A 13,255-nucleotide genomic window follows, 5' to 3' on the forward strand; every position below is an offset into this window, starting at 1 on the left:
TAATAATTGGATTAGATAGTTTAGGGTGGGATATTTAAGGCATTAAACTAACTATTTAACATTATTAAATATCCGATGATGGGGTAAAATTCGTAATTTTGTAAAGATTTAAATACGAATGAGAATGAAAACCATCGCTATTATTCCGGCTCGATACGGCTCTTCACGTTTTAAGGGCAAGCCATTGGCCATGCTTGCCGGCCGACCTGTGATACAACATGTGTACGAAAGGGTTTTGCAAGTGGTCGAGGACACATGGGTGGCAACCGACGACGAGCGCATATATGATACGGTCAAAGCTTTCGGAGGAAAGGTCGTGATGACACGCACCGACCACAAAAGTGGCACCGACCGAATACAAGAGGCGGTGGAAAAGATTGGAACCAAAGCCGATGTGGTGGTCAACGTACAAGGAGACGAGCCGTTCATACAGACCTCGCAGATTGAAACCATCTGCCGTTTATTTGACGACCCGGGCACGCAGATAGCCACCATAGGAAAGCGTTTTGAAAGCATGGAGGCGGTGGAAAATCCCAACTCGCCCAAGATTGTGACGGATGTCAATGGGTTCGCGCTATATTTCTCACGTTCGCCCATACCATTTGTAAGGGGCGTGGAGCGTGAGGCATGGCTCGGGCGATACCCATTTTTAAAACATCTCGGCATTTACGCCTACCGCCGCACGGTGCTGGCAGAGATTACCCAACTACCAATGTCGCCACTTGAAAAGGCTGAAAGTTTGGAGCAACTGCGCTGGTTGCAAAACGGCTATCGCATCAAAGTGGGACTGACCAATGTGGAAACCATTGGCATCGATACCCCGACGGACCTTGAGAAGGCTGAGAAATTTATTCAAGAAGCGCAACGCCATTGAACAAAAGGGGCTTTCACTATAAACCCTCGTCAATCATTCGCATAGTATGGCAGGCTCAATCAAAGCACGCCATCGCATCCAGACATGTCGGAAAGCCGCATAGCGCCAGCATCTTGCATCTCGCGCAAAAACAAACGGGCACACATCTCGGCGTCGGCCCCGGCCCGATGGTGACACTCACAAGGTATCTCGAACACTTGACAAAGATAGTCTAACTTGTTGCAAGGATAGCGATAAATGCGGCGGGCGGCTCGCAACGAGCAATAATAAGAAACGGCAGGCTTGGGCAGCCCATAACATTCGAGCGATTGTCGGATACAACTGATGTCGAAAGCCGCGTTGTGAGCAATAAGCACAGGACTATCATCAAGGTATTTTTCTATCTCGGTCCACACGGCAGGAAAATCAGGAGAGCACTCTGTGTCTTGCGGAGTGATGCCGTGTATGCGTATGTTCCAATAGTCATACCAGTTGTCTTGTGGTTGCACCAACCATGAACGGGTCTCCGTGACCTCGCCGTCGCGCACCACGCAGATACCCGCCTCACAGATGGAGGCATGGCTACGAGTGGCTGTCTCAAAGTCGATGGCTATAAAATTAACTCCGTGTATCATTTGCTTTCTTTTTCGTCTTTGCAGCATTAAAATCTACTCGCTCACTGATTTGTCCATGTTTTGCGATTAAAGCGTCGTAGAAACATTCAAAAGTACAAAAAAAAGGAGAAAACATCCAAACTTTCACGCACAAAAGAAGTGCGCCATTCCAATATCGTATTTGTACGACACGTCATCCATATATAGCATCTTGAAAACAAGAAGTGGCTTTCACAACATATTGGAAAGCCACTTCTTTATTTAAGATGAATGGTTATCACTTGACTATCAACTTGCGATTGGTCGTCACAGTTCCATTTTTGGCCGAGACAATATAAACTCCTCGGCTCAAGCTCTTCTTCATCGTGGTCATGTCATGAGGTAGGTTGAAACGTGCCACCACATGTCCGGACAGCGTGTAAACGGTGGCATCGCCATTGATGTCGCTGTCAACAGACGACACGCTCGTGGCCCAATCCGCAAATGATGTTGCCGTTGTGTTGACCAATGTAAATCGGTCTGTAGCCGTCTCGCCTTCACCAGCGGTAAACATGTAAGACAGTTTGTTGTCATCAAAGGGTACCAACTGCTGCAGCTTCAGGTCGACAAGCTTCAAGTCGGAATACTGGTTAAGCCTTCTACGGGTAAGGGTTAAGGTGTAATTGCCTGCCTTTCCTGTTTTCACGGTGATGTTCGCCTTGGTCAAATCGTCCGTGGTGTTGACCTGCAACATACCTGGTTTGGCATTGGAATAGATGGTTGTAGGCATCGATTCGGCTCCAAGTTTGAAACCATCCCAACCGTTATCAAAATCGTCAGACGTGTTGACATTTTCCAACAACCACATCGTCTCGTGTGCATGCTCACCAGTTAGCTCAAACTTCACAGAACCAGAAGTCTCGCTTGGAGCAGCACCAAAACGCTTAGCCAACTGTGGACTATTGGTATCTAATGTCACAACCCTGTTATAATCCAATGTCAACACTGCGTTGTCACCATTTGGTTTGACTTCCTCTGGCGTAAATTGCAACAAGAAACCTTGCATAGAAGGAATTACATAGAAAGCCAAATCAGAAGCAGCGAACAATGGAACGGCCTGGTAAGAACCCGCTCCGTCTTCAAAGTTAGTTTCGAACTTATCTCCCCAGTCTTTTCCACTGCCTGTATGATACAGGTAAGCGGTGTTCTCCACCTTATGGGTGGATGCGACAACTTGTGCCAAAGCAGCTGAGCTTATGGGTGCCGTATATGAGTTTCCAAATAGGTTTTGCCCCAACCCCCAATAATTCACGGCGTCTTTTTGATTTGTGGCGCCATTCACTTTCGGGGCTTTTTGGGTGAGCGTCAACGTCACATTGTTAAAATCGAGGTATCCCTTCATGGTTTTCATCTTAGGCGTTGTAGACGCGTTTCGAATTGAATAGCCAGCAAAAGCGGTCATCGGTGCCTTAGCTTTCAAACCAACAAACTTTTGATAGAACTGGTTTTGAGCGTTATGCGCCTCATCATATTTGTAAATATATGAACCGCCGAGCATACCCGATGACATCTCTTTGAACGGTATTCCAAAGAATTGATCCGTATATTTCACAGGGAAAGTCGTTCCCTTGGTAGGCGAACCCTCCAAATTATCCGTCCATGATGTAGGCTGCTCAAGCTTACGTGACCTGACATACATTTGCACCTCGGCATATACTTTGTCTGATGCCGCACCGGGATATTGTGCAATGAATGTTCCGTTTGGCACATCTTTGGCGGATGCCTCAATCTTCAAGCGAACAGGATCTACGCTTCCATCTTGTTTAATTTCATGCGCGAAGCCCACCGTTCCACTCTTAACAACCAAGGCACTACCTGCTGGAATAACCATCGCCTTGCCGCTTTCATTAATCAAACTGGCCGCCCAAAACGAAAGAGTAGACTCTCCTTCTGTCAGTCGGCAATCCCTTTCGGCAGCATGTCCGTTGTTATTCTCTTCCGTAGCAAACACGATGTCCTCGTCATAGGTAGGTACCTTGTTTGCTGTCCAGTTGGAAGCGGTGCTGAAATCTTCGCTCGTCGAGCCTACCCAGAAGTTGGGTTTGTCGGTCTTCGTGACGTAGAACTTCACAATTCGGTCACCACCTGAGCTTCCCGGACACGATGTGCGGTCAGTAAACGTGGTGCGAACCTGATAGGTGTACACACCTGGCTCGTTGAATGTCACGTTGATATCGTTACCGTCAAACACTTTCTTTTCGGGAGTGTTGGTAATGTCGTACCATTCCACATTATATATATAAGGAGAAACTGGCAAATAAAGATGCAGCGGTTTCATACCGTCGGTAATGTCAAGATTGATAATGCTCTTCACCTCGAAACCGTTTTCAGTCTCCACCGAAGGCTCAGGAATGTCGGTAGGTGATACTTGAACAAATTTCTTTCCTTCGCATGTGCCGTTATAAATGGTACGAACGAGGTACTTCCCTACCTCCACATCTTTCCATACTACATTGAGAACATCCTGTGTGGTGGTGGCTTTGTAAGTTCGAAGCGGCTCTCCTGTTAGGGTCGAACCATCCTCCGTCTTATACAATTCGTATTTAACGGGCAACGCTACATTCACGCCTTTAGCGACGCCAACACTCACCATGCCAGTACCTTTACCATCGCGATTGCACATGGCACCAAAGACTTCGAACGCTGCCTTGTCAGCATAATCGGTGAAATCAAACTTGTATGTCTTGCGGGCATAATCACCTGGCTCCGCAGGTCGGATAGTAAACTCGTCACTATTATAGTATCTGTCTTCTTTCGCTATGGCAGAGTAGATGTTGTTCCCTTCAGAATAGCTGTGACCATTATATAAACTCGGAACAAAGGCAGCACCGAAATAGTTGGTGCCTGTCAGTTTTTCCAATGGAGTGATAGGATCTACATTAGATGCCCAAGTCTTTCTGCTACTCGACGCTCCTTGTTCCCCCGTGCTGGCTCTATAAGCATAAGCAACATTGTCTCCTTCCGGACCGAAATCAAACTTCACAACATTGTTGCCATTGCAATCAACTCCTACATACACTCCGTCCTTGTATCCCTCATCGCGCTTGGGCTTGTAATGCTGAAGCTTGCTCTCTGGAATTTCAAAGTTATAGGTTGCGGTATTGTTGCAATTGTCTTTCAAATCAAGTGCGTATTTGCCAGCAGGCAGGTCAGCGATGAAATAAGCGCCACGCAACTTGTCGTAGGTTATATCCTGTGGGAAATCTATATGCTTGGTGTACGGTTTGTCATCCGCAAAGTCGGTTATGACAAAATCTCTCTTGTCATCAAGGCGTTTCACGGTCAGAGTCAACGGAGCGGAAACATTAGCAAGGCCTATTGCCAAGCCAGCGGTATTGCCATGTATTCCCAGATTCTGGTTAATCGTAGGAGACATCCAATCGTTTCGTACAACAAATTCAGGCTTGATGGGGTCAATCACAATTTCCTTTTCTATACGCACTTGGTCGCAATCAGAGCCATATACGAATTTATACGTTCCCGGTTCAGCCACTTCTATTGTCTGTGACCATCGGGTATCAAACTCGTTGATGGGCATAGGCACATCCGTCTTGACAGGTGTATCAGGATAAGTGCCATCCTCATTTTGCTTGAACAATTTGGCATAGCGGTGCGCTTCGTCCATGAAGTAATAAGAAAACATATAGTCATCATCGTTGCCACGACTATACCCTCCCTGAAAATCATACTTAATGGTGAACTTAGCGTCTTGGTAAGAACAGTCAGCAGGGTTCAAACTTCCCTTTGACGAAGTGCTAAAGTTCATCATTTTATCAAGTGTACGCACATGCGCATAGTACTCACCCGTTGTTTTTTCTCCACTACAAAGAGTGGAATATTTCAAGCCATAAATCCTATTTCGTCCTTGTGACGAGAGTTTGGCAGCAGATGCAACCTTGTAAAAACGATAATACTCGCCTGGCGAATATGGCACCGGCATGTCGTAAGCCGGCACATGATCCACATCGTAATATTTACCATCAGCATAACTACGCAACTTCAATGTCTGCGCAAGGAGTTCGGTCTGAGCATCCAGCGCATCTTGGTTTTTCGTTTCAATGGTTGCTCTGAGGTAATAATCAAATGTGCAATCGCCTGTCTGCTTGATGAATATATTCTGCCCAAAAGACACAGTTGTCTTGCCGAAGCCCACCAACTCAGATTTTTTTGTGTCGGTCTTGCCTTTCGAATCTGTAACGGTCACGTCGATATACTCACCCGATGCCAATCCGTCTACAATCCATGCGCGGTTCGGGGTGTTCTCCAAGGTTTTCTCCTCAGTGGTGTTGTCTGCGTGATGGATTGTCGCTTTATAGGTAAAAGGAGCTACGCCCTTCTCCACATTCACTGTTATGCTACCATTTTTTGTGTCTGTTGGCGACGTGTTACATGTGGCGTCTTTCACTTTGAACGAGATAACAGGAGGATCTGTTGAAGGTATCTCCACTATCTCCACGTCGTGCAAGAATGTGTGTGTGGTTCCACCGGATTGCTGGAAATACACCTTATATTTCCCTACTGGCACATTCAGCCATGTTATTTCCCACACATTGGGATTTACGGTTTTCTGTTTCAGCACATTGTCAGAAAGAAAGCCACTACCATTATTGACAAGGGCTGTCTCATCGGTACTTGTCCGCAACTGTGCCTGTCCGTTGAGAGCCTCGTCGGCACCCAACGTCACGGTCAACGTGATGCTGCTTAGCTTCTCACCCACGTCAACCTTCGTCACTGTGCTGTTTTCAGGGGTCACATTGACAAATGTAACCGCTGATACTACCATACATAATGGCAACATCAACAGCAATAACGCCATTCGTTGTAAATAATTTCTCATCATTGATATCAATAAATTTATTTTGTACTTCATATCACATGCCACGCTGCATAGACAAATGCTGGCAGGAAGAATAAAAAGATTAGCGACACACTCCCCAAAAAGCTATATCATCAACCGTACAGCGTATCATTAGACATGCGTCACTCATCTATCCAGCCAGACCACTTTGCGGGTGTAGTGTTGTCATCATTCTCATTGGTCTCTGGCTGCAATTCCGCATCATCATCACCAGAGCCAATGTTTGGTCCCACAAAGGCTTGAGACGCCAATACTATAGCACTGGGAGAAATGTAATTTTTCTTCATTGTTAGTTATTTTCTATTTATTTTATTTTTCAAAAGACATCAATTCGCCATAGGATTAGACTGCCATACGCACATCTATACATGTCAAAAAGCACATGTATCAGCAATGACACATCGTACCATCTATACCCTAAGCTAAAAAATCGTTTCCGCACAAGCCCCAAATAACAATTGGAGATTGCGCTGCAAAGGTAAAAATTTTACCCCCCCATTATTATAAAATATGTTAATGTTATCTAAATTAAATATATTTTAAAAGCCTGCAGCAGTAAAAAAGCATTGCGTTTTACGATAAAAAACTTAAATTTGCACGACGATAAAATAACATTTACACATTCTAACAATGTGATTTCGGCAAAAACCAATGCTCCGCATAGTGACGAACTCACACAAATTGAAAACAATGAAAAAGAAAATTCTCGTTCCTATCATATTGATTATCGTGCTCCTCGCGGGTGCTATCGTATGGCTTTTCATTGACCGTGACAAGCAACAACAAGAAAAACAACAGATGATAGAGTTGGCCGAGATGGACAAGAAAGAGATGGAGAACCAATATGAACAGTTCGCTATGCAATACAGCGAGATGAAAACACAAATAAACAACGACTCCATCATTGCCCAACTGACTCAAGAACAGGAGAAAACACAGCGTCTGCTGCAAGAGCTTCGACAAACCAAAAGCACCGACGCTCGTGAGATAGCGCGGCTCAAAAAAGAGTTGGCCACGGTCAGGGCGGTACTGCGTAGCTATGTCATCGAGATAGACTCTTTGAACCGTCTCAACCAAAACCTCACGGCAGAGAACACGCGTATAAAGGGGCAATACGAGGAAGCCAACAAACAAATAGCCGGTCTCAACACCGAGAAAGAGAGCCTTTCCGAGAAAGTGGCCATCGCCGCACAGCTCGACGCCATCGGTATAGACCTTACGGGACTTGACAAACGCAACAAGCCCACCAAGAAAATAAAAAAGACCAAAGCCTTGCAGGTAAGCTTCGCATTGGCTAAAAATGTCACGGCACAGAGTGGCAACAAAGTGGTTTATGTGCGCATCAACACTCCCACGGGCACTCTCCTTGGCGGCGCAGGCACTTTCGCGTATGAAAATCGCAGCCTCGAGTGCTCCATGAAACGCAATGTCGAATATGGCGGCAAAGAGACTCCGGTGACACTCTATTGTGGGGTGACCGAGAGCTTGCAAGCCGGAACCTATCGCGTGAGCATCTTTGCCGACGGCAATATGATAGGAAGCAAGAACTTTGTGCTACAATGAGATCTGATTGGGCACATGAGTTGACATATCACATAGAGCCATGACTCCAATCGGTCATGGCTCTTTTCATTTTATAACGGCATGCGAAAATCGCATCCCTCTCGCCAACGCGAGCAGCCCAAAGCGGTCTTGCCCCTGATGACCGTGCCCTGTCCACACTTGGGGCACACGTCTCCCACCTTGACAGCAAGATTTGTGGCTTTGGCGGCCGTGAGGTTATCGCCAACGCTCTCTTTGTTGACCGTGTGCCCATCTTGCGCCGACGCAGCCGCCATGCCACCCTCGCCCACCATTTTGGCTGGCCTCTTCGATGTTTTTGAACCACTCGCTTTGACGCCTCGCACTGTCTTTTTCTTGGCCGAGCCAGTGGGTTTTGGAGCTGGCTCCGGCTCCGCGCACGCTATCTGTCGGTTGCTACTGTCGTGCATCACGTCTTGAACAATCTTGTAGACCTGCTCTTTCAATTCGCCAACAAACTGTTCGGCGCTGTATCGATGATGCTCTATGTCGCGCAGTTTCTTCTCCCAAATGCCCGTCAGCTCACAACTTGTGAGCAGTCGTTCGTGTATGGTGTCTATCAACTGGATACCCGTTGGTGTGGCCACAAGGTTCTTGCGTTCCCTCCTTATGTAATGACGCTTGAAGAGTGTCTCTATGATTCCAGCCCGCGACGATGGCCGCCCAATGCCGTTTTCCTTCATGGCAGCCCTCAGTTCGTCGTCGTCAACAAACTTGCCAGCCGTCTCCATAGCCCTCAAGAGAGTGGCCTCGGTGTAGTGTTTGGGTGGCGTGGTCTGCTTCTCGGTCAGCGTGGGATGGTGCTCTCCCGTCTCGCCTTTCACAAAAGTGGGCAGCGTGCGCTCCTCATTGGCTTTTTTGCCATCGTCCTCGTCCTGCTCATCATCCTTGCTATAGACAGTTCGCCAGCCCGCATCCAAAATTTCCTTGCCGGTGGCTTTTAGTTCCACCTTGTCAACGACACCCAGCACTGTGGTGGTGGAAAACTTGCAATCAGGATAGAACGCGGCCACAAAGCGACGGGCAATCAGGTCGTACACCTTCATTTCCATATCCGACAGCCCCACCGCTTGCTGACCCGTGGGAATGATGGCGTGGTGGTCTGTCACCTTGGACGAGTCGAAAACACGTTTCGGCTTGGGCAACTTGGCACTCGTCATGGCCAATGTCTTGATGATGTCGAGATAAGGTTTCTTGCCCGACACCTTAATTTGGCTCACACCATTCAATATATTGGGACATTGCGGATAGATGTCGTCAGGGAGATATTGAGTGTCCACGCGAGGATAGGTGGTCAGCTTTTTTTCGTAAAGCGCTTGTATCAAGTTGAGTGTCAACTCCGCCGAGAATCCAAATTTTCGATTGCAATCCACCTGCAACGAAGTCAGGTCATACAACTGCCGAGGCTGCTCCTTGCCTTGTTTTTTCTGCACGCGAGTCACCGTGAAAGGCGTGCCGTCTATGAGCGCAAGGTCTCTCTCACCCTCCTCCTTGACCATGTACCTGCCCTGCGTGGCCGTGAACAGGGTGTCTCTATACACCGTGGACAGCACCCAATAGGGTTCTGGCACAAAATGGTCTATCTCTTTCTGTCTACTCACGATGAGCGCGAGCGTTGGCGTCTGCACTCTTCCCACCGACAGCACCTGCCGATCGCGAGCGTACATCAGCGTATACAAGCGCGTGGCGTTCATCCCTAACAGCCAGTCGCCTATGGCGCGGCACAGCCCCGCCATGTACAGGCTGTCATAGTCGGCCTGTGCCCGAAGGTTCTTGAAGCCGTCCTTGATGGCCTCGTCAGTCATTGAGGATATCCATAGCCGCCTGACCGGGCACGTCGCCTTGGCCAACTGCATGACCCACCGCTGTATCAACTCACCCTCTTGCCCAGCGTCACCACAGTTCACTATCTCGTCAGCGTTGGCATAGAGACGCTCAATGGTTTTGAACTGACGCTCTATGCTGTCGCCCGGTATGAGCTTAATGCCAAACCTATCCGGCACCATGGGCAAGGCTGCCAATGTCCAAAACTTCCAATTGGTGAGATAGTCATTAGGCTCTTTCAATTCGCACAGATGCCCAAAAGTCCATGTCACTTGGTAGCCATTGCCCTCCATGTAACCGTCCTTGGATGCCGTGGCACCGAGAATACGCGCTATGTCGCGCGCCACGCTGGGTTTCTCCGCTATACAAACTATCATACTTCGTTTCGTTCAGAAGCACAAAGTTAGTAAAATCTTTGGTTAAATAATGCCAAAATAACTATCTAATCACAAATAATAGGTAAATTTGCTTATCGGTTCTAACAAGAACATTATGAAGATTGGATTATTTATACCTTGTTATGTAGATGCCCTATTCCCCGAAGCGGGTATCGCCACCTACAAACTTTTGCAGCATTTAAATCTTGACGTGGTGTATCCCGAGCGACAAACTTGCTGCGGACAGCCCATGGCCAACGCTGGTTTTGAGCGCATGGCCGTGCCGTTGGCGCGCAAATATGGCGACATGTTTAACGGCGTGGACTATGTGGTCATGCCATCAGCGTCGTGCGCCGCCTACGTGCGCAATTTCTATCCCAAGCTGCTCAACACCGACGAGCACCCATGCGTCAGCGCACAAAACACCATGGATATTGTGGAGTTCCTGCACGACGTGATGAAGGTGAAATCGTTGCCCGGCAGTTTTCCCCACGTGGTGAGCGTGCACAACAGTTGCCACGGTGTGAGAGAGCTTGGGCTATCGTCGCCCTCGGAGCGTAACATTCCACCTTACAACAAAATCATCGACCTGCTGAAGCTCAAGCAGGGTATTGACATTCGCCAGCCCGAACGACCCGACGAATGCTGCGGTTTTGGTGGCATGTTCGCCGTGGAAGAGCCCGACGTGTCTATCCGCATGGGCACGGACAAGATAGACAGGCACATGGCCACGGGCGCGGAATATGTCACCGCCCCCGACTCCTCGTGCCTCATGCACATGGCCGGACTGGCCAAGCGGCAACATAAAGACATCAAATTCATCCACGTTTCACAAATATTGGCCGAAGGCCTTTAAGCTATCACACATTGACTACCATACACGCACAACGGGCGCGGCAACTGCTGCAAGACCCTGAGAAAATTTCACGCCACGACCAGACTTTCTGGTTGATGCGCACCAACAGAGACCATGTGGCCCAACAACTGCCCGAATGGGAGTCGTTGCGGGAACATGCCTCCGCCATCAAACGTCACACCATCACCCATCTGGCCGACTATCTGGAGATGTTCTCCAAACAGTTGGAGAGCCGAGGGGTCATCGTGCACTGGGCCCAAGACGCCCAAGAGCTGAACGAGATGGTGTATGGCATACTCGAGACACACAAGGTGAACAAACTGGTCAAGTCCAAGTCCATGCTCACCGAGGAATGCCAACTGAACCCTTACCTTGAGGCACGCGGCATAGACGTGGTGGAGAGCGACCTCGGAGAGCGCATACTCCAACTGCTGCACAGCAAGCCCGCGCACATCGTCGTGCCCGCCATACACATCACCCGGCAACAGGTGGCCAAGCTGTTCGAGGAGCGTGGCATCTCTGCCGACAAGGGAAACGACGACCCCACCTATCTCACCTATTGCGCCCGCAAGAACCTGCGCGGCGAGTTTATGCAGGCGCAAGCCGGCCTGACGGGCGCCAACTTTGGCGTGGCCAAGACCGGCGACATCGTGGTATGCACCAACGAGGGCAACGCCGACATGACAACGTCCATGCCCAAGCTGCACATCGTGACCATGGGCATAGAGAAATTGGTGCCCGACTACGCCTCCTTGGCGGTGTTCCAACGGCTGCTGTGTCGCAGCGGCACAGGGCAGCCCACCACGTCATTCACATCGCATTTCAGGCAGGCTCGGCCCGGCGGAGAGATGCACGTGGTGCTATTGGACAACGGACGGAGCGAAATACTCGCCAACGCCAAGCATTGGGAGACGCTCAAGTGCATCAGATGCGGCGCATGTATGAACACCTGCCCAGTGTATCGCAGGTCTACGGGAGCGAGCTACACCTATTTTATTCCCGGACCCATCGGCGTAGACTTGGGCATGCTCAAAGACCCCGCCAAATACTGCGACAACGTATCGGCATGCTCGCTATGCTTGAGTTGCGACAACGTGTGCCCCGTGATGCTCAAGCCCGGGTCGCAAATATACGACTGGCGACAAGATCTTGAGAGCATAGGCAAGGCCGACACGATGAAGAAACTCATGTCGGAGGGCATGAGCTTGTTGTTCGATCACCCATCGCTATACACCACGGCACTGAAAGTGGCGCCGATAGCCAACTATGTTCCCGACTCTATGGTACACTCGCGCAAGCTCAACGCATGGGGCATAGGGCACGCATTGCCCAAGTTCGCGGGCGAGTCGTTCCATGAATGGTGGAAAAAACATCACACCAAATAACCACACGCGCACATTATGAGAAAAGAAGACCTGTTAGAAAAAATACGCCAAAACACCACCGAGCAATACGACATGCCCGACATGGAGATTGCCGCCACAACCTATCCGGACGTTTACGCCAAATTCGTGGAGACCACAAGAACAGCGGGTGCCAAAGTGGTTGAGGCGCGAAAGACCGACGACCTCAACCAAATGGTGCGCAACTTGTACCCAGACGCGAAAGTGTTCGCGTCCAATTTGCCATATATCAGCATAGCGCAAAAAAATCCGGACACGGTGTCGGAAGCCTCTGATCTTGACCACACCGACGTGGGCATCGTGCAGGGAACCATTGGGGTGGCGGAGAACGCATGCGTCTGGGTGCCGCAAACCATGAAGGAAAAAGCGGTGTGTTTCATCTCGGAATATCTCGTCATACTGCTTGACAAGCAAAACATCGTGAGCAACATGCACGAGGCATACAAACGCATAGATATGGACCCACGGTATAATTTCGGAACATTCATCAGTGGGCCGTCCAAGACCGCCGACATAGAGCAAGCGCTCGTGATGGGCGCCCAGGCAGCGCGCGGGGTGACGGTGATGATACTCGATTGAGTGGACCGGATGGCATAATTGTCTTGAAAAAATCTGACAAACACTCTAAAATGCCGCGCTTATTTGAAAATGAAAAGGCAAATGGCGCAAATACGCCGAAAATGAGGCATGTTTAGCAACCGTCTAAAAATCAAAAGGATACAACGACGAGGCCACGTTTTATAGCCGAAAATATTATTTTCGTGTTGCCATTAATACCTAATCACATTCCGATTAGATATTGATGGCAACGTGTTTAACGCTGAATGGTCAAGGTAACAGGCCTTATTCA

Annotated in this window: 9 protein-coding genes; 5 read left to right on the plus strand and 4 right to left on the minus strand. The window is 48.9% G+C overall.

Features of this window, described 5'->3' with window-relative positions; all coding sequences use genetic code 11:
* Positions 1-124 precede the first annotated feature (124 nt).
* On the plus strand, positions 125-874 hold the full coding sequence (gene kdsB, locus C7379_RS01735) for a 3-deoxy-manno-octulosonate cytidylyltransferase (RefSeq protein WP_116615714.1): 750 nt from the start codon (positions 125-127) through the stop codon (positions 872-874).
* Between the two features lie 59 nt (positions 875-933).
* Here the strand turns inward: kdsB and C7379_RS01740 are convergent, their stop codons facing one another.
* The 3 genes from C7379_RS01740 to C7379_RS12650 all read right to left on the minus strand — a co-directional run bounded on the left by C7379_RS01740 (position 934) and on the right by C7379_RS12650 (position 6,651).
* Entirely contained in the window at positions 934-1,485 is a 552-nt protein-coding gene (locus C7379_RS01740; protein WP_116615757.1) for a 3'-5' exonuclease, read from the minus strand.
* Between the two features lie 259 nt (positions 1,486-1,744).
* Positions 1,745-6,289, minus strand: a complete 4,545-nt coding sequence (locus C7379_RS01745) for a T9SS type A sorting domain-containing protein (protein ID WP_207773382.1) — start codon at positions 6,287-6,289, stop codon at positions 1,745-1,747.
* Positions 6,290-6,486: 197 nt separating this feature from the next.
* On the minus strand, positions 6,487-6,651 hold the full coding sequence (locus C7379_RS12650; RefSeq protein ID WP_165815001.1) for a hypothetical protein: 165 nt from the start codon (positions 6,649-6,651) through the stop codon (positions 6,487-6,489).
* 403 nt (positions 6,652-7,054) lie between these two features.
* Between C7379_RS12650 and C7379_RS01750 the strand changes: the two genes are divergently transcribed.
* Positions 7,055-7,927 carry a hypothetical protein gene (locus C7379_RS01750; RefSeq protein WP_116615758.1) on the plus strand — a complete coding sequence of 291 codons (873 nt, stop codon included), beginning with the start codon at positions 7,055-7,057 and terminating at the stop codon, positions 7,925-7,927.
* 71 nt (positions 7,928-7,998) lie between these two features.
* Here the strand turns inward: C7379_RS01750 and C7379_RS01755 are convergent, their stop codons facing one another.
* On the minus strand, positions 7,999-10,146 hold the full coding sequence (locus C7379_RS01755; RefSeq protein ID WP_116615716.1) for a DNA topoisomerase 3: 2,148 nt from the start codon (positions 10,144-10,146) through the stop codon (positions 7,999-8,001).
* Between the two features lie 115 nt (positions 10,147-10,261).
* Between C7379_RS01755 and C7379_RS01760 the strand changes: the two genes are divergently transcribed.
* Genes C7379_RS01760 through C7379_RS01770 form a run of 3 tightly spaced genes read left to right on the plus strand, consistent with a single transcriptional unit; the run spans position 10,262 to position 12,984 of the window.
* The gene (locus C7379_RS01760; RefSeq protein ID WP_116615717.1) at positions 10,262-11,002 is read left to right on the plus strand and encodes a (Fe-S)-binding protein; all 741 of its coding nucleotides are present in this window, start codon (positions 10,262-10,264) and stop codon (positions 11,000-11,002) included.
* Between the two features lie 11 nt (positions 11,003-11,013).
* The gene (locus C7379_RS01765) at positions 11,014-12,387 is read left to right on the plus strand and encodes a lactate utilization protein B (protein WP_116615718.1); all 1,374 of its coding nucleotides are present in this window, start codon (positions 11,014-11,016) and stop codon (positions 12,385-12,387) included.
* Positions 12,388-12,402: 15 nt separating this feature from the next.
* A complete protein-coding gene (locus tag C7379_RS01770; RefSeq protein ID WP_116615719.1) occupies positions 12,403-12,984 on the plus strand; it encodes a LutC/YkgG family protein in 582 nt (193 codons plus the stop codon).
* The last annotated feature ends 271 nt before the right edge of the window (positions 12,985-13,255 follow it).

The sequence above is a fragment of the Hallella colorans genome (assembly GCF_003096815.1).
GTDB lineage: Bacteria > Bacteroidota > Bacteroidia > Bacteroidales > Bacteroidaceae > Prevotella > Prevotella colorans.